A 19,101-nucleotide genomic window follows, 5' to 3' on the forward strand; every position below is an offset into this window, starting at 1 on the left:
CGGCTTCAGCGCGCCGAGCGCATCCCCCGCACCAGCAGCATGACCGACTCGCGCACCTCCGCCCGCGACCGCTCCGGCTGGAAGACCTGCCAGTCCAGCGCGATCACGAGCAGCGTGCCGAACAACGCCGCCGAGGCCGTGCCGACCTCGACCCCCTCGGGCAGGCGCCCGGCGTCGGACAGGCGCTTCATCTGACCGCGCACGATCGACACGATGTCGTCGCGCAGCAACGAGAGAGTGCCGTGCCATTGGCCGGGTGTGCGCCACAGCTCCGAGACGAGCAGCTGGCCGAACGCCGGGTACTCGGCCCAAAAGCCGAGCATCTCGTCGACCAGGGCCTCCAGCGAGTCCTCGGAGCCCTCGGCCGAGCGCAGCCTGCCCGCGAGGATCTCGACGCCGTGGTGCAGCAGGGCCTCGACCAGGGCGTCCTTGGAGGCGAAGTTGTAGTAGATCGTGCCCTTGGCGACACCCGCCTCCGCGGCGATCTCGTCGACCGTCACCGAGGCCGCGCCCCGTTCGCCGACGAGCTTCAACGCGGCGTCGAAGAGCTTCTGCTTGGTCGCCGTCGTCCGGGCGCTCACAGCACGAGCTCCGGCTTCAGCTTGGACGCTGTCCACACGCGCTGCTTGTAGGCCGCCACGGACGTCAAGGCTAGGGCCCCGACCAGCCAGGCGAGAAGGATCAGCACGTCCCGGCCGACGCTGCCGAGGTCACCGCCGTACATGAGGTGGCGCAGACCGTCGACCGCGTAGCCCATCGGCAGGCCGTAGTGCAGCGGGTACAGCGGCACCGGGATCGTCTGCCACGGGAACGTGCCGCCCGCGCTGACCAGCTGCAGGATCAGCAGGATCAGGCCGAGGAACTTGCCCACGGCACCGAACGCGGCGTTCAGGGCGTGCAGGATCGCCACGAACGTGAGCGACATCAGCACGAGGAAACCGAACGTGCCGAGGGGGTTCGACGGCTCGATGTCGACCACGAACCGAACGACCGAGAACATCACGAGCACCTGCACGACGCCGAGCAATGCACCGGGCAGCCAGCCGCCCAACGCGACCCTGAGCGCCGACTGACCCGCGGCGAGCGCACGGCGTGAGAGCGGACGGAGCAGCAGGAACAGCACGAACGCGCCGATCCACGTCGCGAGGCCGAGGAAGAACGGGGCGAGGCCCGCGCCGTACGTGGCGGCCTTGGTCTGGGACAGGCCGCGCACCGCCACCGGGTCGCCGATGGCCTGCGCGATCGCGGCACGGGTCGGGTCGTCGGCGTTCGGGATCTTGCCGACGCCGCCGGTGAGGCCGTCGCGCAGCTGCGCGGAGCCGTCGGCGACCTTGGCCGCGCCGTCGCGCAGCTGCGGCGTGCCGGTGGCCGCCTTCCACAGGCCGTCGCGCAGCGTCGTGGCGCCGTCGTCGAGCTTGGCGATGCCGGCGGTCAGGGCGGGCATCTTCTCCGAGAGCTGCTCGGCGCCGTCGGCCACCTGGTCCGCGCCGTTCGCGAGCTTGCGCAGGTCGCCCGCCGCGCCCTGGACCTTGCCGTTGGCGTCGTCGACGGGCTTGCGGACCTGGCCGAGCGTGGTCAGCACGTTCTGCACCTGCTCCTCGGTGAAGCCCAGGGAGCGCAGGCGGGTCGCGATGTCGCCGTCGGCCTGGTCGAGCACGCCGACCAGGGCCTGGGCCTTCGCCGCGTACTCCTCCGCCGAGCGGGCGGCGGTCTCGTTGCCGTCCGCGACCTGGCGCGCCCCGTCGGCGACCTTCTTCGCGCCGCCGGGCAGCTGTGCGGTCTGCGTGCGCAGCTCGTGGGTGCCGTCGCGGAGCTGCGCGGCGCCGCTGGACAGCTGCTGGACGCCGCTGTCGAGCTCGCCGATCTTGTCGCGCAACGTGGCACTGCCGTCCGCGAGCTGCCGGGCGCCGTCCGCGGCCTTGGTGGTCTCCTCGCGGATCGTGGAGAACCCGAGCAGGAACCTGTCGGCGGCCTCGGTGGAGACCTTCGCCGTGATGGCCCTGCGGACCTCGCTCACCACCTGGTTCGCGATCGTGGAGCCGAGGTAGTTGTTGGCGTCGTTGGTGGTCAGGGTCAGCACGCCCTGACGGGGCTTCTGCTGCTCCGCGGACGTGAGCGCCTCGGAGAAGTCCTCCGGCAGGGTCAGCGCGAAGATGTACCTGCCCTTGCGCACGCCCTCGTCGGCGTCGTCGACCACCTGCCAGTTGAACTTCTTGCCGTTCAGCAGCTCGTCGGCGACGTCCTTGCCCGCGTTGAGGTCCTTGGCGCCCTTGTCCTTGACGACGAGCGCGGCGGGCACGTGGTTGAGGTTCGCGTACGGGTCCTTGTTGGCGTACAGGTAGAGCGACGCGTACAGCAGGGGCACGAGGGCCAGGGCCAGGACGGCGAGCTTGGGGAGCTTGCCGGAGGTGATCCGGCGCAGCTCGTTGAAGGCCATGCGAAGGGCGCTCATGCGGTGATCTCCATCTTGGTGTCGTTGTCCTCACCAAGGCGCGCGTGCGGGGTGTCGAGAATGCTTGCCGAGGAGTTCGAGCACAGGACGACGACGGCCCGTTCGGGGCTCACGTGCTCGTGCGCCAGGGCGAACCACTCGCGCGGGTCGGGGTGGTAGCGGTCCGGGCAGTCGAGGACGAGCGTCGTCACGCCGGGGCGCGCGGCGGCCAGGTCGAGCAGCACCGCGCACCGCGTCTGCGCCGGAACGTGCTCGAAGCGCTTGGTCGCGTGCTCATCGGCGGCGTGCTCGACCAACCAGTCGTGCACCGCCTTCTTGCCCGACGGCATGCCGTTCATGGCGAGTTCCTCACCGACGACGGCCGCGAGGCTCAGCGACTCCTCCGGCTCGTTCACCTCGGGGGCGTCGACCAGCACCACCTGCTTGCGCAGCTTCGCGGCGTCGGGCGACACGGTGCCGGTCGAGGGCTTCATGCGGCCGGAGAGCAGGAGCGCGAGCGCGGTGTGCCCGGCGCCGGGCTCGCCCGCGACCAGCGTCAGCTCGCCGGGCTTCACGGTCAGCGAGGTCGGCCGGAGCAGGGGACCATGACCCCCGTTGACGCCCGCGCGTCGTGCCTGGATCTCCACGGCCTTCACCTTCCTTTAAACTGACCGGTCAGTACAAATTCTCCCGCAGACCTGTGCGCGTGGCAACTCGGACATAGGTCACCTGAGGGCGGAAGCGGGGCGTACTTCCCAGACGGTCCACAACGGCCGGTAGCCCTGGCGCGGCCAGAAGACGCTGCTCAGCGGGTTCGGCGGGTTGTAGTAGAGGTACGTGCCGACTGTGCCCATCCGGCGCAGCTCCTGGTGGGCGTGGGCGAGCAGCTGCTGGCCGATGCCGCTGCCGCGGGCGCCCGGCAGCACCGAGACGCAGTTCACGTACCCCCAGCGGCCGAGGGGCAGCCGCGTGGCCGCCATCGAGCCGGGCTCGGAGGACACGACCGCGCACTCGGCGAGCGCCACCGCGATGCCGTCGCGTTCGGCGAGCCAGATGGGGCTCGCGGTCTCCAGCCGCTCCGCCAGCGCGCGGCGCTTCACCGCCGCCGCGTCGGGACGCACGACCGTCGAGCCGACGTAGGAGGAGAACTCGAGCTCCGCCAGCGAGAGCTGCAGCACGGTCTCCAGGTCGTTCGAGGTCGCGCGGCGGATCGTGAGCGTGCGGGAGAGCTGCCGGTCGGGCGTCCCGAGCCGGACCGCGAGCACCGACAGCGGCACCAGGCCGTGGTCGAGGAACGCCCGCGCGGCTTGGACGTCACGGCTCGGCCAGTGCACGACGCACGCGGTGTCCTCGCCGACGTCCTGCGCGTCGAGGTGCCGGCGAAAGCGGGCGAGCAGCGCGTCCATGCCCTGCGAGCCGCCGACCAGCGGCACCATCTCCCACACCTCCGCCGCCGACCAGAGCCTCGTCGTCGAGTGCGGTTCGAACCTCTGGTGGCTGACGACCCCGGCGACGCGCGTGCCGTCCGCCAGCGCCGCCGTGAGGACGTGGCCGTCCATCGGCGGTTCGGCGGCAGGGGGAGCAGCGGGTCCAGTGAAGCGAAGCGTGCTGACTGGGCCGCCACCAGTGCGCGTGCCGAGGTCATGACCGGTGAGATTACGACGTCAGGCGCGTCCGGAAGATCGCGGTACCGGGGAAGAGCTTGCCGCGCAGAGGGCTCCACTGGCCCCAGTTGCGCGTGTGGCCCTTCGGCCATTCGGGCTCGACCAGGTCCTCGAGCACGAAGCCGGTGCCCGTGAGCGCGCGGACGTAGTCGCCGAGCGTGCGGTGGTGCTCGACGTAGGTCGCCCGGCCCTCCTCGTCGACCTCCACGTACGGGGTGCGGTCGAAGTACGACTGCGTGACGGTGAGGCCGAGCGGGCCCGGGTCGTCCGGGAAGATCCACCGCATCGGGTGATTCACCGCGAACACCCACGGGGAGCCGGGGCGGAGCACGCGGGCGACCTCGCCGAAGACCTCCCGGACGTCCGCCACGAACGGCACCGCGCCGAACGCCGAGCACGCGGCGTCGAAGGAGCCGTCCCTGAACGGCAGCTGGTCGGCGCTGGCCTGCACGAGCGGGACGTCGATGCCGGTCTCCGCGTTGTTCGCGCGGGCGTGGCGCAGCATGCCCGCCGAGATGTCGAAGGCGGTGACGTCGGCCTCGTGGTCCTTGAGCCACCGCGCGCACGGGGCGCTGCCGCAGCCGACCTCGAGGACGCGCCGGCCGGCGACGTCGCCGAGGAAGCGCGCGTCCTGCTCGCGCAGGCCCTCGGGGCACCAGACGAAGTCCGACGCGCCGAGGAAGTCGCCGTGCGTCCGGTGGTAGTCGTCGGCGTCGGCGTCCCACCAGATCCGGTTCGCCACGCGCGACTCCGCGGCGTCCGCACCGCGCTTGACGATGCCGGCGGTGCCGAGCGCTTGTTCCGCGCTCGCGTGCTGGTCGGACACACTGCTCCTTCACGTGGGGGCTGGTTTGCTTGCGCCTCTGGCGGCCGCGTACGATATCGCGTGCGTAGTGGGTTAGTGCTGCCCATGATCCAGAACCGCGGGATTCCAGGTCGCTGCGACGCTGCGCGCGCACCACTACCAGCCATCAATGCCAATCCGTACCGGAGCCACCTACCTAATGTCCACCGACACCACCACCGCCCCCGTTGCCGCTGCGCCCAAGCAGGTCGCGATCAACGACATCGGGACGGAGGAGGACTTCCTCGCAGCTATCGACAAGACGATCAAGTACTTCAACGACGGCGACATCGTTGAGGGCACGATCGTCAAGGTCGACCGGGACGAGGTCCTGCTCGACATCGGCTACAAGACCGAGGGCGTCATCCCCTCGCGCGAACTGTCGATCAAGCACGACGTCGACCCCAACGAGGTCGTCAAGGTCGGTGACGAGGTCGAGGCGCTTGTTCTCCAGAAGGAGGACAAGGAAGGCCGTCTGATCCTCTCCAAGAAGCGCGCCCAGTACGAGCGCGCGTGGGGCACCATCGAGGCCCTCAAGGAGAAGGACGAGCCCGTCAAGGGCACGGTCATCGAGGTCGTCAAGGGTGGTCTCATCCTCGACATCGGCCTCCGCGGCTTCCTCCCCGCCTCGCTCGTCGAGATGCGTCGCGTCCGCGACCTCCAGCCGTACGTCGGCCGCGAGCTCGAGGCGAAGATCATCGAGCTGGACAAGAACCGCAACAACGTGGTCCTGTCCCGCCGCGCGTGGCTCGAGCAGACCCAGTCCGAGGTCCGCAGCGAGTTCCTCAACCAGCTGCAGAAGGGCCAGGTCCGCAAGGGCGTCGTGTCCTCGATCGTCAACTTCGGTGCCTTCGTGGACCTGGGTGGCGTCGACGGTCTCGTCCACGTCTCGGAGCTGTCCTGGAAGCACATCGACCACCCGTCCGAGGTCGTCGAGGTCGGTCAGGAAGTCACCGTCGAGGTCCTCGACGTCGACATGGAGCGCGAGCGCGTCTCCCTGTCGCTGAAGGCCACGCAGGAAGACCCGTGGCGCCAGTTCGCCCGCACCCACGCGATCGGTCAGATCGTGCCGGGCAAGGTCACGAAGCTGGTTCCGTTCGGTGCGTTCGTCCGCGTGGACGAGGGCATCGAGGGCCTGGTCCACATCTCCGAGCTGGCCGAGCGCCACGTCGAGATCCCGGAGCAGGTCGTCCAGGTCGGCGACGACGTCATGGTCAAGGTCATCGACATCGACCTCGACCGCCGTCGCATCTCGCTGTCGCTCAAGCAGGCCAACGAGGGCTTCACGGTCGACACCGAGTTCGACCCGACCCAGTACGGCATGGCCGCCGAGTACGACGACCAGGGCAACTACATCTACCCCGAGGGCTTCGACCCGGAGACCCAGGAGTGGCAGGACGGCTTCGACAAGCAGCGTGAGGAGTGGGAGCGCCAGTACGCCGAGGCGCACACTCGTTACGAGGCCCACATGAAGCAGATCCGCAAGGCCGCCGAGGCCGAGGAAGAGGCTTCGGCCGAGGGTGCGGGCAACTACACCTCCGGTGGCGACGCTCCTTCCACCTCGGTCGGCGCGCCGGCCCAGTCCGGTGGCACGCTCGCTTCCGACGAGCAGCTCGCTGCTCTGCGGGAGAAGCTGTCGGGCGGCATGTGAGTCGCTAGCTAGACCCTTCAGGAGCCCCCGCGCCGTTGGCGCGGGGGCTTTTGTCTTGTGCGCGTTGCCCGTGCATGGGCTGTACGCGCCTCATAGCGCCGCATCCGCCACGTCACCTGCCTGCCGCGCCGTTCGCCCTTCCTGCGCCCACCGGCCGCGCCCCGCCCACCGCACTGCACCACCCCGCGCCTGCCTGCCGCCCCGCGCTCGCCTCACCTGCCCGACGCACCACAAAGCACTCGCCTCGCCCCGTCCCCACGCACCTCGCCGCGCCTTGCCCCGCGTCCACCCGTTCACTCTGTGGTGGAGGGTCAACCCCGTTGTGTAGGTTGGCAAACCTATGCGTGGGAACAGGTTCTTCGTGGCGCTGGGCGCGGGTGCGCTGATGGTCTGTGCTGGCTGCGCCACCACTGCGCCGCAAACCCAGGCGCCGCCGCCCCAGATCCCGAAGATCACCCCGTCCACCTCGCCGTCGCGCGTGCCGGCGATGGTGGACCGGCCGTTGCCGGACGACTGCGAGCTCGTGGTGCCCGCCGAGGTCATGAACGCGACCCTGGGGCAGGAGCTGCCTGGGGAGCCCCGGATCATCATCGGCGTCAAGGAGCCGGCGATCGGCAAGACCGGGAAGATCGACTGCTACTACGGGATCCCCGAGAAGAAGAACCTGCCGGACGCCAAGATCGTCGTCGGGTTGTCGACCTACACGGACGAAGCCACCGCTCGCGCCCGCGTCACCGAGAGCATCGACGCCGAGCGGGCCCAGGGGGCGAAGACCACCGAGGTCGACGTCGGGAAGCAGAAGGGGACGTTGATCGAGGGCAAGAGCGAGCAGCTGCTCGTCGGATCGCTCGGGAAGACGACGTTCGTGGTGCGCAACCGGCACAACTTCGTGCCCAAGGAGCGGTTGATCGCCGTCCTGCCGGTACTCGCCCAGCAGGCCATGACCCCTCCCGTCTAACCTGGCCTGCATGCTCAGGGTGGGGTTGACCGGCGGGATCGGGTCGGGGAAGTCGACTGTCGCGCGGCTGCTCGCGGAGAACGGTGCCGTGGTCGTCGACGCGGACAAGCTCGCCCGTGAGGTGCTGGAGCCCGGCAGCGAGGGGCTCGCGGAGGTCGTCAAGGCGTTCGGGGAGGACGTCCTGAACGCCGACGGCGCGCTCGACCGCGCCGCACTGGCGGCCAAGGCGTTCGCCACCGAAGAGGCCCGCCAGACGCTCAACGGGATCACGCACCCCCGCATCGGGGCGTTGACCGGGCAGCGGATGGCCGAGGCACCCGAGGACGCGATCGTCGTGCACGACATCCCGTTGCTGGTGGAACGCGACATGGCGGCGGTCTACCACCTGGTCGTCGTGGTGTACGCGGACTCGCGGACACGGCTGGAGCGGTTGGTCGGCAGCCGGGGCATGGACCGGTCGGACGCCGAGAAGCGGATCGCCGCGCAGGCCACCGACGAGCAGCGGCGGGCCGTCGCGGACGTGTGGCTGGACAACAGTGGTGAGGTCCCGGACGTCACGGTGTTGTGGGACCGGCTGGTGGGCTTCGAGAAGAACGTGCGCACGCGGTCGTACGCGTCCGGTTCGCCGTTGGTGGTGCCCTACGACGAGCAGTGGCCCGCCCAGGCGCGGCGGCTCGCCCGGCGGATCAGCCTCGCGGCCGGCGGGCGGCACGTGGAGCACATCGGCTCCACGTCGGTGCCGGGGCTCGCGGCCAAGGACGTCCTCGACTTCCAGGTGGCCGTCGAGGACATGGAGGCCGCGGACGGTCTGCGGGAAGCGTTGGCGCAGGCCGGTTTCCCGTACGTCGGGCCCTACGGGGACACGCCGCGCGGCGAGGGTGACTGGAGCAAGCGGCTGCACGCCGGGGCGGACCCCGGGCGGCGGGTGAACCTGCACCTGCGCGTCGAGGGCGCTGCCAACTGGCGGTGGGCGGTCGACTTCCGCGACTGGTTGCGGCACGACGCGCAAGCGCGTGAGGAGTACGCGAACGTCAAGCTGGAGCTGTCACAACGGTTCGCGGCCGACGCCGACGGTTTCGCCTACGGCGAGGCCAAGGACCCGTGGATGGCGGCGGCCGTGGAGCGCGTCCGGGCCTACAGGGACGGCCAGGAGTCGTAGATGCCGTGCCACGTCAGCCACGACATCAGGTTGTGGTTGACGTTGCTCAGCTCTTCCAGGGCGCGGTGGACGGTGCGCAGCGCCTGGTCGGCGTCGCCCGGTCGCAGCACGCGGCCCGCGACGGCGGCGGCGAAGTCCTCGCTGCGCACGATGCGGGGCGTGGTGCCGCCGGGGACGGCGAGGCCCAGCAGGAGGTCGGTGGTCTGCCAGTGGCGGTGGTCGCGTTCGACCCGCACCGCGGACAGGATGCTCGGGCCGCTGCGGGAGTGCCGCGAACGGGCCCGGTGGTTCGTGAGGCGCAGGCCCAGTTCCGGCATCAGCCAGGTGATCTCGGAGTCCGAGAACGGGTCTTCCGGCGTGGGGTGTTCGATTCGCAGACCCCACCTTTCGACATAACACGAACTGAGCGTCCGCGAACCGCCGGACGAATACGAGCGCACGCCGGAAATGGTGTCGACGACATCGACCAGCTGAGGTGTAGTGACCGCTCCCACGCCGCCGAGGGTAGTCAAATAAGTGCTCCCAGTTACACGGCGGGTTGATTCGTTACGTCACGTTCAGATGACGATCACACTGTGTGTATCAGCGCCAGGTCGTGGGACAACCCGAATAGGTGAGCCATCGGAGGACATCGTGACCGTGCGCTGAAATGCCGGACACCGCCGAGTAGGTGGTTTCCAACGCCCATTGCGCGCGTTCCGCGGAGATCAGCTTCTGCTGCACCGCGGCGATCAACTCGTCCGTGTCCAGAACCGTCACGCTCTGACCGGTCCGGACGATCAGGTCGAGGTAGAGGTCGATCGTCCTCCACACGCTGCCGATCGCGGTGATCTCGACGACGTCGACGTAGAAGTCGAAGTCGAGCTCGTGGCCGCGGTGCCACGACTGGCGCGTGACGCGGAGGTTCAGCTTCGGCAGGAACCAGCTCTCGAAGTGGCTGATCTTCGGATGCCCCGCGAGCGGCCGGAACATGTAGAGGCCCGCCGGGGTCAGCCGGTACTCGTCGACGCTCCTGAGGTGCCCCTTGGGATCGGTGTTGCTCTTGGCGTCCAGGTCGAAGTACTCGATCTTCGGCGGATGGATGTGTGCCACGTCGGCGATACTGCCATCGCCGGGGCTCCAGGCCACTTAGGATGCCGCGCATGTTCGGGATCATCCGCCCCTGCCGCAACAGGTTGGGGACTGAGCTGCGGTCCGCGTGGCTCTCGCACCTGTGTGGAATGTGCCTGTCTTTGCGCGACGAGCACGGTCATCTCTCGCGCCTCGTCACGAACTACGACGGGCTGGTGATCTCGGCGGCGGTGGAGGCGCAGTCCGGAGTCTCGCGGAGGACCGCCGGCCCCTGCGCGTTGCGCGGCATGAAGTCCGCCGACGTGGCCATCGGCTCCGGGGCGCGGCTGGCGGCGTCGGTGTCGCTGGTGCTCGCTTCGTTGAAGATCCAAGACCACGTGGACGACGGCGACGGGCTCGCGGGCAAGGTGCCGTGGGCGGGGCGCGCGATGGCGCACCGCTGGGCCGCCAAGGGCCTCGAAACGGCTTCCGACCTGGGGTTCGACGCGTCGGTGATGGTGGCCGCGGTCCGGCGGCAGCCCGAGGTGGAGGCCGGCACCGGACTGGGCAGCTCGGTGCTCGTGGTGACCGAGCCGACCGAGACGGCGACGGGGTTCGCCTTCGCGCAGACCGCCCTGATCGCCGGCAGGCCGCAGAACACCGAGCCGCTGCGCGAGGTGGGACGGCTGTTCGGGCGGGTGGCGCACCTGATCGACGCGGCGGAGGACCTGGAGGAGGACCGGGCGTCCGGTGCCTGGAACCCGCTGCTCGTCACCGGGACGTCCGTCGAGGAGGTGCACCGGCTGTGCCTGGACGCCGTGACGGGCATCAGGCTGGCCCTCGACGAGGTCGAGTTCACCGACTCGCGCCTCGTGCACAAGCTGATGGTGCACGAGCTGGAGGAGTCGGTGATCCGCGTGTTCGGCAAGCGGCACCGGCACCCGCCGGGCAAGCCCCGCTGGTCGGATCCGGGCAGCGGGCTGTGGGCGTACCCGAGTCTCAACTGGCAGCGCAGGCCGCGCGGGTGCTTCGAGGGCTGCGGCGCGTTCCTCTACATGTGCGGGACGTGCCAGTTCTGCTGCCGCGACCCGTTCCCCGGCCCCTGGAGCGACAAGCGGCGCGACGGGTGCGGCGGCGACTGCGGCCCGAACTGCGACTGCAACTGCAACAGCTGCGACTGCTGTTGCTGCCCGTGTGACTAGGGGCCCTGACCTGGCCTGATCGGAAATTGTCGGACCCGCGGCGTAACGTGCTTCCCGTGGCATTCGCAACCGAGCTCCCGCCAGAGGAGAGCACCGTCAAGGCGCACTCCGAACACCGTCCCGTCGGCGACATCGTCCGCACCGACGGGCAGTTCCGCGTGGTCAGCGAGTACCAGCCGGCGGGCGACCAGCCGGCCGCGATCGACGAGCTGGAGCGCCGCGTGCGCTCCGGCGAGCGCGACGTGGTGCTGCTCGGCGCCACCGGCACCGGCAAGTCGGCGACCACGGCGTGGCTGGTCGAACGGCTGCAGCGCCCCACGCTGGTCATGGCGCCGAACAAGACGCTGGCCGCCCAGCTGGCGAACGAGCTGAAGGAGCTGTTCCCGCACAACGCGGTGGAGTACTTCGTCAGCTACTACGACTACTACCAGCCCGAGGCGTACATCCCGCAGACGGACACGTACATCGAGAAGGACTCCTCGATCAACGAGGACGTGGAGCGCCTGCGCCACTCGGCCACGATGTCGCTGCTGACCCGGCGCGACGTCATCGTGGTCGCGTCCGTCTCGTGCATCTACGGCCTCGGCACGCCGCAGTCCTACCTCGACCGCTCCATCCCGCTCGAGGTGGGCGTGGAGGTCGACCGCGACGCGTTCCTGCGCCTGCTGGTCGACGTCCAGTACACCCGCAACGACATGTCGTTCACCCGCGGCTCGTTCCGCGTGCGCGGCGACACGGTCGAGATCATCCCGTCCTACGAGGAGCTCGCGGTGCGCGTCGAGTTCTTCGGCGACGAGATCGACAAGCTCTACTACCTGCACCCGCTGACGGGCGACGTGGTCCGCGAGGTGAACGACCTGCGGATCTTCCCGGCGACGCACTACGTGGCCGGCCCCGAGCGCATGGAGCGGGCGATCCGCGACATCGAGGCGGAGCTCGAGACGACGCTCGCGCAGATGGAGCGCCAGGGCAAGCTGCTGGAGGCGCAGCGCCTGCGCATGCGCACCCAGTACGACCTGGAGATGATGAAGCAGGTCGGCTTCTGCAACGGCATCGAGAACTACTCGCGCCACATCGACGGCCGCGCCCCCGGCACCGCGCCCGCGACGCTGCTCGACTACTTCCCGGACGACTTCCTGATGGTCATCGACGAGTCGCACGTCACGGTGCCGCAGATCGGCGGCATGTACGAGGGCGACGCCTCGCGCAAGCGCAACCTCGTCGAACACGGCTTCCGCCTGCCCTCCGCGCTCGACAACCGCCCGCTGACGTGGGAGGAGTTCGCCGACCGGATCGGCCAGGTCGTGTACCTGTCCGCGACCCCCGGCCCGTACGAGCTCGGCCAGTCCGGCGGCGAGTTCGTCGAGCAGGTCATCCGCCCGACCGGCCTGGTCGACCCGGAGATCGTGGTCAAGCCGACCGAGGGCCAGATCGACGACCTGGTGCACTCGATCCGCGAGCGCGCCGAGCGCGATGAGCGCGTGCTGGTCACGACGCTGACCAAGAAGATGGCCGAGGACCTGACGGACTACCTGCTCGAGCTGGGCATCCGGGTCCGCTACCTGCACTCCGAGGTCGACACGCTGCGCCGCGTCGAGCTGCTGCGCCAGCTGCGGCTCGGCGAGTTCGACGTGCTGATCGGCATCAACCTGCTCCGCGAGGGTCTCGACCTGCCCGAGGTGTCGCTGGTGGCGATCCTCGACGCGGACAAGGAGGGCTTCCTGCGGTCCGGGACGTCGCTGGTGCAGACGATCGGCCGTGCCGCCCGCAACGTGTCCGGTGAGGTCCACATGTACGCGGACCGGATCACCGACTCGATGCAGCACGCGATCGACGAGACGAACCGGCGGCGGGTCAAGCAGGTCGCCTACAACACCGAGCGCGGGATCGACCCGCAGCCGTTGCGGAAGAAGATCACCGACATCCTGGAGGCGGTGTACTCCGAGATCGAGGACGAGGTGCCGGTCGGCGGGTCCGGGCGGAACGCGTCGCGGGGCAAGAGGGCCGCCGGGGAGAGCGGGCGCTCTTCCGGGGTGGTGGCTTCTCACGAGCGGGCCGGGATGGCCCGGTCGGAGCTGGCTGACCTGGTGCAGTCGTTGACCGATCAGATGATGAACGCTGCCCGGGATCTGCAGTTCGAGCTGGCTGCTCGGTTGCGGGACGAGATCCAGGACCTGAAGAAGGAGCTCCGGGGAATGGACGCCGCCGGGGTGAAGTGACGGGTTGGGGACGCGTCGGTTTCGTTGGCCGTCCCCCTCTTGCGCGGGGCGGCTTGGTGTTGCCTGGTGGTTGCGCCTGCGGTCGTCATGGGGAGACGGTTCGCCTTCGCAAGGCTCGTTTTCGGCATCGCAGTCGAGAAATGCGTCCACAGTGGACGCTTTGTTGCGGTGCGTTAGATCGGTGTGTGCGGTGCGTAATCTTGTGGCCGTATAACGATTTGCGCTTCCCGCGTAAATCCCTCTCTGGGGTGAGATGTTCGCGGACGGCTTTCGTCAGAGCGTGAGGCGGCCATGATCTCGGAGTGGATGTGGACTCCCACCTTGCCGCCGTGGAGCAGGCGCTGATCGCTGTGCGACGCAGTCAGTCGCGTCGGGCGCTGGCAGAGCTGGCCGTTCCGGCCTTTGACGTACTGGACGTGGTGGAGACCGCCGAGCGGGCCGGTGCTCAGGCCACGGTTTCCAGTGTCGCCCTGGCTTTGCACGTCGACCAGCCCCGGGCCAGCAAGCTCGTCACCAGTGCCGTCGACGCCGGGCTGGTGGCCAGGGTCGCCGACAAGGCCGATGGGCGGAGGGTGTTGCTCGTGCGGACGCCTCGGGGGCGGGCCACCTCCGCTGAGCTGCACCGGGCTCGGCAGAGTGCCTGTGCTGCCGCGATGGCGGACTGGACGGAGGAGGAGCGGGTGGAGTTCGCCCGGTTGCTCACCCGTTTCGTCGGGGTGTTCGGCGCGCGATAATCCCGTTGTGACACTGGATGAGCTGATCGCCCACTGCGCTTCGAAGCCAGGTGCGGAAGAGACGTATCCGTGGGGCGAGGCCGAGTTGGTGTGCAAGGTCGGCGGGAAGGCGTTCGCCTTCGTCGGGCTCGACGTGCACACCGTCGGGCTCAAGTGCGGTGCTGACGCCGAGGCCGCCGCTGTGTGGCGAGAGCGCTTTCCAGGCGACGTCACGGTGAGCGGGTACATCGGGCGTTACGGGTGGAACACCATTTCGCTCAAGGGTTCTGTACCCGACGACGACCTGCTGGAGCTGGTCGACGGGTCCTACGAGGCCGTCGTCGCGCGGTTGCCGCGGTCCAAGCGGCCTGACTAGCGGTCCTCCGGCTGGAGGATGCCCGAGGTTGTCGCGTCGGCAGGTGAACGGGCCGCCGTTGACGGCAGGCTGGTCGATCTTCCCGCCGTCGCCACTCCGGACAGTGGTTGTCCGCATTGGTCCCTACGGTTGGCTCATGGCAATCGGAATCCAGGTCACGATGGACGCGGCGGACCCCGGCAAGCTGGCCGCCTTCTGGGCTGAGGCGCTCGGTTACGTGGTGCAGCCGCCGCCTCCCGGGTTCGACTCCTGGGAGGACTTCGCGCTCAAGAACGACATCCCCTTCGAGACGATCAACGACTACTCGGCGATCGTCGATCCGGAGGGCGCGGGCCCGCGGTTCTTCTTCCAGCGCGTGCCGGAGGGCAAGACAGCGAAGAACCGCCTCCACCTCGACGTGAACGCCGGGCTGGAGGCGGTGGACCGGCTCGTTGCCCTCGGGGCCACCAAGGTCCAGGAGTTCGAGGACAACAAGGGCCATTGGGTCGTGATGCTCGACCCCGAGGGCAACGAGTTCTGCGTGCAGTGACCTAGCTCGTGATGTCCTTCGTCTTGAACCGGCGCGCGGCGAGCAGCGTGAAGATGCCGCCGTAGACGAGCGCGGAGAACGTCCCCCGGATCATCTCCGACCAGTCGATGTCGGTCGAGAGCAGGTCGACCCAGGCCATCGCGTAGTGCGTCGGCAGGTAGTTGCGCAGGTCCTCGAGCGGCTCGATCTGGTCGAGGATCTGCGACACGATCGAGACGAGCACCGTGCCGCCGACCGCGCCGAGCGGTGCGTCGGTGGACACGGACAGGAACATCGCGAGGCCCGCGACCCAGAACAGGTTGATCGCGATGTAGACCACCGCGAGCGCCACGCCGAGCACGCCGTCGGCGAACGGTGCGGCTTCGCCGGTCGGGCTCACCACCTCGCCGGCGCCGTACCAGGCGACGCCGACGCCCAGGGCCACCGCGGGGAGCAGGGCCAGGGCGAAGACGCTGAGGATGCCGCTGCTGACGGCCTTCTGCCTCAGCAGGCGGTGCCTCGGGATCGGTGCCGCGAGCAGGTACTTGAGGCTCGACCACGACGCTTCGGACGCGATCGTGTCGCCGAAGAACAGCGCCACGATCATCGGCAGCAGGAAGCTGCTGCTCACGAACAGCGTGAGCACCACGAAGTTGATGCCGCTGGCGGTGGCGAGGTCCACGAAGCCGCCGGAGCGGCGGTTCGGGTTCGCCTGACCGATCTCGAAGCTCGCCGCCAGGATGAACGGCAGCAGCACCAGGAACGCCAGCACGAGCTGGGTCCGGCGGCGGCGGATCTGCCGTTGCAGCTCGACGTGGACGCGCAGCGTGCGGCGTGCCTTGTAGCCGGACGCCGAGCCGTCCGGCGCCACCTTCGTGTGGTGCTGGGCGGCCGCGTCGGTCAGGTCCTTCAGCGCGCCGGGATCGGTGTGGACGCCGTTCTCGCTCATCGGTCCACCTCCTGGCGGATCGGTGCCTTCGTGCGGTTCGGGTTCGCGGTGAGCACCGTTCGCACGAGGGGCACGGCTTCGGCGGGCCCGGAATTGTCGGTGTCGCCTGGGATAATGGAATCAAGGGGACCCCCTTCGCCGGCGAGCAGCGTGCGCTCGCTCGACGAGGGGACCTCTGCTTCGGCGTGGGTCTCGGCGGTCGCGGAGGCGGCCGCCATCAGGAAGTCATTCACCGACCAGCTCCAAGAACGCGTCTTCCAGCCTGCGTCGCGGGCCCGCCTGGTCCACCGCCACGCCGGCCGCCACGAGAGCGGTCAGCGCGGCGGCGCGCGGGACGCCGTTCATCGACGCGTGCACGGCGCCCTCGTCCTCGTGCACGTCGTGCACGCCTTCGAGGCCCCGCAGGACATCGGCCGCCTTCGAGGGGGAGTCGACGCGGAACGTCGTCTCGCCGCCTCCCGCCGCGATGTCGGCCACCTCGCCCGCGGCGACGAGCTGGCCCTTGTGCATCACGACCACGTGCGAACAGGTCTGCTCCACCTCGGCGAGCAGGTGGGACGAGACGACCACCGTGCGGCCCGCCGCGGCGTAGCGGCGCAGGACGTCGCGCATCTGGTGGATCTGGGGCGGGTCGAGACCGTTGGCCGGCTCGTCCAGGATCAGCAGGTCCGGCAGACCGAGCATCGCCTGGGCGATCGCGAGGCGCTGCCTCATGCCCTGGCTGTACGTCCGCACGCGGCGGTGCACCGCCTTGCCGAGGCCCGCGATCTCCAGCGCCTCCTCGACGTGCGCCTCGCTCTCGGGCCTGCCCGTCGCCGCCCAGTACAGGCGCAGGTTCGCGGCGCCGGAGAGGTGCGGCAGGAAGCCGGAGCCCTCGACGAACGAACCGATGCGCGACAGCACCGGGTTGCCGGGCGTGACCTTGTGGCCGAAGACCCGGATGTGTCCCTCGGACGGGTGAATCAGGCCCATGACCATGCGCAGGGTCGTCGTCTTGCCGGCGCCGTTGGGGCCGAGCAGGCCGAGGACCATGCCGTGCTCCACGCGGAACGACAGGTCCTTCACGGCGGTCACGCCGCCGGGGTAGGCCTTCGTGAGGTTCGAGATGACCAGCGGCACGCCCGCGAGGTCGGGGTCCGAGTCCTGCGCCATGCGGCGGCGGAACATCGCGACGACACCCGCGCCGATCAGCACCAGCAGCGCGATGACGATGCCCCACAGGGCACCCACCGGGAAGCCGGTCGTCACGTTGCGGCCCGGCACCACCGGCACCGACAGCTCGTCGGACGCCAGGGAGATCCGGTACGCGGCGGGCTGCTCGGCGTTCGCGAACGCCTGGTCCGTCGTCGACACGACCAGCGCGAGCTTGTGACCGCTCTCGACCGGGCGCACGGCACCGGGCAGCGTCACCGTCACCTCCGCCGCCGAGCCGTCCGGGGGCAGCGCCACCCGGAACGGTGCGACGGTCGAGCCCGGCAGCACGCGCGTGCCGTCGGTGGAGACGTCGTAGAGCTTCGCGAACAGGATCGCCTCGCCGGACGTCTGGTCGCCGCGCGCGACGCGCAGCTTGACCGTGGACGACCCGGTCAGCAGCACCTGCGACTCGAGCGCCTCCGAGGTGAACACCGCGGCCTGGCCCGGCAGGTCGAGCGAGAGCCGCGACGAGATCGCCGAGGACCGCGCGAGCGCCGAACCGAGGCCCGGCAGGTTGCTGATCGCCGCCGGGTTGCCGCCCGCCGGGTTCACCGCCACCTGCTCGCGCCCGGAGAGCTTCACCGTCTTGCGCTCGGTGGTGGAACCGCCGGTCAGGCCGGGGTAGGACGGCGTGACGACCGTGCGCAGCGACGGCTGGCCGGACGAGCGGAACGCGCCCTGCACCGAGTACTCGAAGCCGGTGCCGGGGTCGGCGCCGTTGCCGCGCAGGTGGAAGTCCATCCAGTCCACGATCTGCCCGCGCAGCGCGGTGCCGGGGTTGCCGCCGTCGTGGCCGCCCGCGTACCAGACCATCTTCACCTTGCCGCCCGCCGCGGCGATCTGGCGCGCGGTCGCGTCGGACTGGTCGAGGCCGAAGAGGGTGTCCTGCTCGCCCTGCACCAGCATCGTCGGCTGCTTGATCTGGTCGGTCACGGCGACGGGGGACGACTTGCGCAGCAGTTCGAGCGTCGGCTGCGTGGCACGGCCCGTCGTGGCGACCTCGGTGTACGCGGCGCACACCTCGGGCGTGAAGCGGCCGCACGCGCCGAGCGACGGCGTCGGCGGTTGCTGTCCCGCCGCACCGCCGGTCCCGCCCGGCTGCTGCTGGACGTCCGGCTGGTTCGACTCGGTCTGGCCCATCTCCGGCGCCTCGCCCGTGGGCGACGACAGGTCGATCGACGTCATGCCCGCCGAGAAGAAGATGCCCGCCCACGACCGCTTGAAGACGCCGTCCTCGCCGAACGCCGTGGCGGCCGGGGTGGTGTCCGTGCGCGGGGTCGCCAGTGCCGAGTTCGGCAGCAGCGCCTGCGCGAGGTCGTTGTAGGTGATGACGGGGACGAAGGTGTCGACGCGCTTGTCGACGCCCGCGAGCAGCAGCGACAGCGCACCGCCGTACGACGCGCCGGTCACGCCGACGCGCGGATCGCCGCCGCCGTCCTTCTGCACCTCGTCACGTGTGCCGAGGAAGTCGAGCAGCTTCTGCGCGTCGCGGACCTCGCGGTCGACGGAGTTCAGCGCGATCTGCCCGGTGCTGCGGCCGAAGCCGCGCGCGGACCACGTCAGCACGACGAAGCCGCGCCGGGCGAACTCCTCGGCCTGGGTGTGCACGCTGCGCAGGCTGCCACCGAAGCCGTGCGCGAGCATGATCGCGGGCGCGGGCGTCTGCTGGGGGAGGTAAAGACGCGTCTCGATCGTCACCGTCTGAGCGCTGTCGGGGCTCTCGGGTGCGTCGATGTTCGCTTCTTTGAAGGAAACGGCTACGGGGTCGTCCCCGGATCGAGTGAAGTACACGCCACCTGCGACGAGGGCGAGTACCACGATCAAAGCGGGGATCGTCCACCTGCCGCGAAGGCGGGAGAGGCGGGACACAGGGATGACGATATGCGAGTTTTGCTGAGAACGACCGGTCGGGATCCGCTGGCGGTCTCAGCATGAGTGGATCTTCAGCCGAGCTTCAGCTGCAGCCGGTTCCGATCCGAACGACACGCTGCGTATTCCCGTTGCGGCTGGTTGCGTGGGTCTGCTCACCCTGTGTGGCGCTGAACGACCTCCGTAGCGCACAATGTTGACGCAGCATGGAGGGGAGTACTCCCTAAGCGGCGGTGTCGTCAGTACGGAGCTCGGCGTGGAGCTTCCGGTGCCGTCGGTCGTTCGAGAGATCATCTCGGCGGCGGAGGAGACCT

Annotated in this window: 18 protein-coding genes; 8 read left to right on the forward strand and 10 right to left on the reverse strand. The window is 69.7% G+C overall.

Going from position 1 to position 19,101, the window contains the following annotated elements:
• Positions 1 to 5 precede the first annotated feature (5 nt).
• From V1227_RS37485 to V1227_RS37505, 5 genes are all read right to left on the reverse strand, one after another.
• Positions 6 to 581 (reverse strand): TetR/AcrR family transcriptional regulator, encoded by a 576-nt coding sequence (locus V1227_RS37485; protein WP_191302665.1) that lies wholly within the window; start codon positions 579 to 581, stop codon positions 6 to 8.
• A complete protein-coding gene (locus V1227_RS37490) occupies positions 578 to 2,452 on the reverse strand; it encodes a YhgE/Pip domain-containing protein (RefSeq protein ID WP_329789850.1) in 1,875 nt (624 codons plus the stop codon). The genes V1227_RS37485 and V1227_RS37490 overlap by 4 nt, the downstream gene beginning before the upstream one ends.
• Positions 2,449 to 3,078 carry an ATP-binding cassette domain-containing protein gene (locus V1227_RS37495; RefSeq protein WP_329789851.1) on the reverse strand — a complete coding sequence of 210 codons (630 nt, stop codon included), beginning with the start codon at positions 3,076 to 3,078 and terminating at the stop codon, positions 2,449 to 2,451. The genes V1227_RS37490 and V1227_RS37495 overlap by 4 nt, the downstream gene beginning before the upstream one ends.
• A 78-nt stretch (positions 3,079 to 3,156) precedes the next feature.
• On the reverse strand, positions 3,157 to 3,990 hold the full coding sequence (locus V1227_RS37500) for a GNAT family N-acetyltransferase (RefSeq protein ID WP_329789852.1): 834 nt from the start codon (positions 3,988 to 3,990) through the stop codon (positions 3,157 to 3,159).
• Positions 3,991 to 4,087: 97 nt separating this feature from the next.
• The gene (locus V1227_RS37505) at positions 4,088 to 4,921 is read right to left on the reverse strand and encodes a class I SAM-dependent methyltransferase (RefSeq protein ID WP_329789853.1); all 834 of its coding nucleotides are present in this window, start codon (positions 4,919 to 4,921) and stop codon (positions 4,088 to 4,090) included.
• Positions 4,922 to 5,099: 178 nt separating this feature from the next.
• Between V1227_RS37505 and rpsA the strand changes: the two genes are divergently transcribed.
• From rpsA to coaE, 3 genes are all read left to right on the forward strand, one after another.
• A complete protein-coding gene (rpsA, locus tag V1227_RS37510; RefSeq protein WP_053737214.1) occupies positions 5,100 to 6,590 on the forward strand; it encodes a 30S ribosomal protein S1 in 1,491 nt (496 codons plus the stop codon).
• Positions 6,591 to 6,930: 340 nt separating this feature from the next.
• Positions 6,931 to 7,548, forward strand: coding sequence for a hypothetical protein (locus tag V1227_RS37515; protein ID WP_329789855.1), 618 nt, complete (start codon positions 6,931 to 6,933; stop codon positions 7,546 to 7,548).
• A 10-nt stretch (positions 7,549 to 7,558) separates the two neighbouring features.
• Entirely contained in the window at positions 7,559 to 8,707 is a 1,149-nt protein-coding gene (gene coaE, locus V1227_RS37520) for a dephospho-CoA kinase (RefSeq protein WP_329789856.1), read from the forward strand.
• On the opposite strand, the gene V1227_RS37525 is transcribed toward coaE, so the two are convergent.
• Complete coding sequence (locus V1227_RS37525; RefSeq protein ID WP_329789857.1) at positions 8,683 to 9,201, reverse strand: DUF402 domain-containing protein; 519 nt, start codon at positions 9,199 to 9,201, stop codon at positions 8,683 to 8,685. The two genes, coaE and V1227_RS37525, sit on opposite strands and share 25 nt — an antisense overlap.
• Positions 9,202 to 9,289: 88 nt before the next feature.
• Entirely contained in the window at positions 9,290 to 9,799 is a 510-nt protein-coding gene (locus tag V1227_RS37530) for a DUF402 domain-containing protein (RefSeq protein WP_329789858.1), read from the reverse strand.
• A 50-nt stretch (positions 9,800 to 9,849) separates the two neighbouring features.
• Between V1227_RS37530 and V1227_RS37535 the strand changes: the two genes are divergently transcribed.
• The 5 genes from V1227_RS37535 to V1227_RS37555 all read left to right on the forward strand — a co-directional run bounded on the left by V1227_RS37535 (position 9,850) and on the right by V1227_RS37555 (position 14,796).
• Complete coding sequence (locus V1227_RS37535; protein WP_329789859.1) at positions 9,850 to 10,959, forward strand: DUF5685 family protein; 1,110 nt, start codon at positions 9,850 to 9,852, stop codon at positions 10,957 to 10,959.
• A 56-nt stretch (positions 10,960 to 11,015) separates the two neighbouring features.
• On the forward strand, positions 11,016 to 13,178 hold the full coding sequence (gene uvrB / locus V1227_RS37540; RefSeq protein WP_329789860.1) for an excinuclease ABC subunit UvrB: 2,163 nt from the start codon (positions 11,016 to 11,018) through the stop codon (positions 13,176 to 13,178).
• A 329-nt stretch (positions 13,179 to 13,507) separates the two neighbouring features.
• Positions 13,508 to 13,912 (forward strand): MarR family winged helix-turn-helix transcriptional regulator, encoded by a 405-nt coding sequence (locus tag V1227_RS37545; protein ID WP_329789861.1) that lies wholly within the window; start codon positions 13,508 to 13,510, stop codon positions 13,910 to 13,912.
• A 7-nt stretch (positions 13,913 to 13,919) separates the two neighbouring features.
• Positions 13,920 to 14,267: an MmcQ/YjbR family DNA-binding protein gene (locus tag V1227_RS37550; protein WP_329789862.1), complete on the forward strand. Its 348-nt coding sequence runs from the start codon at positions 13,920 to 13,922 to the stop codon at positions 14,265 to 14,267.
• 136 nt (positions 14,268 to 14,403) lie between these two features.
• Positions 14,404 to 14,796: a VOC family protein gene (locus tag V1227_RS37555; protein ID WP_329789863.1), complete on the forward strand. Its 393-nt coding sequence runs from the start codon at positions 14,404 to 14,406 to the stop codon at positions 14,794 to 14,796.
• 1 nt (position 14,797) lies between these two features.
• Here V1227_RS37555 and V1227_RS37560 read toward each other — a convergent pair whose 3' ends face one another.
• The 3 genes from V1227_RS37560 to V1227_RS37570 are packed head-to-tail and all read right to left on the reverse strand — an operon-like array spanning position 14,798 to position 18,787.
• On the reverse strand, positions 14,798 to 15,724 hold the full coding sequence (locus tag V1227_RS37560) for an ABC transporter permease (protein ID WP_329789864.1): 927 nt from the start codon (positions 15,722 to 15,724) through the stop codon (positions 14,798 to 14,800).
• Positions 15,721 to 15,957, reverse strand: a complete 237-nt coding sequence (locus tag V1227_RS37565) for a hypothetical protein (RefSeq protein ID WP_329789865.1) — start codon at positions 15,955 to 15,957, stop codon at positions 15,721 to 15,723. Before V1227_RS37565 ends, V1227_RS37560 begins: the two co-directional genes overlap by 4 nt.
• The gene (locus tag V1227_RS37570) at positions 15,950 to 18,787 is read right to left on the reverse strand and encodes an alpha/beta fold hydrolase (RefSeq protein WP_329789866.1); all 2,838 of its coding nucleotides are present in this window, start codon (positions 18,785 to 18,787) and stop codon (positions 15,950 to 15,952) included. The genes V1227_RS37565 and V1227_RS37570 overlap by 8 nt, the downstream gene beginning before the upstream one ends.
• Between the last annotated feature and the right edge of the window lie 314 nt (positions 18,788 to 19,101).

It is taken from the genome of Lentzea sp. DG1S-22 (assembly GCF_036321065.1).
GTDB lineage: Bacteria > Actinomycetota > Actinomycetes > Mycobacteriales > Pseudonocardiaceae > Lentzea > Lentzea jiangxiensis.

Excerpts from the sequence above, each read along its gene's own strand:
- coaE (WP_329789856.1), top strand. The coding sequence starts at position 7,559 with ATGCTCAGGGTGGGGTTGACCGGCGGGATCGGGTCGGGGAAGTCGACT.
- rpsA (WP_053737214.1), top strand. The coding sequence starts at position 5,100 with ATGTCCACCGACACCACCACCGCCCCCGTTGCCGCTGCGCCCAAGCAG.
- V1227_RS37555 (WP_329789863.1), top strand. The coding sequence starts at position 14,404 with ATGGCAATCGGAATCCAGGTCACGATGGACGCGGCGGACCCCGGCAAG.
- V1227_RS37515 (WP_329789855.1), top strand. The coding sequence starts at position 6,931 with ATGCGTGGGAACAGGTTCTTCGTGGCGCTGGGCGCGGGTGCGCTGATG.
- V1227_RS37490 (WP_329789850.1), bottom strand. The coding sequence starts at position 2,452 with ATGAGCGCCCTTCGCATGGCCTTCAACGAGCTGCGCCGGATCACCTCC.
- V1227_RS37500 (WP_329789852.1), bottom strand. The coding sequence starts at position 3,990 with ATGGACGGCCACGTCCTCACGGCGGCGCTGGCGGACGGCACGCGCGTC.
- V1227_RS37535 (WP_329789859.1), top strand. The coding sequence starts at position 9,850 with ATGTTCGGGATCATCCGCCCCTGCCGCAACAGGTTGGGGACTGAGCTG.
- V1227_RS37560 (WP_329789864.1), bottom strand. The coding sequence starts at position 15,724 with ATGAGCGAGAACGGCGTCCACACCGATCCCGGCGCGCTGAAGGACCTG.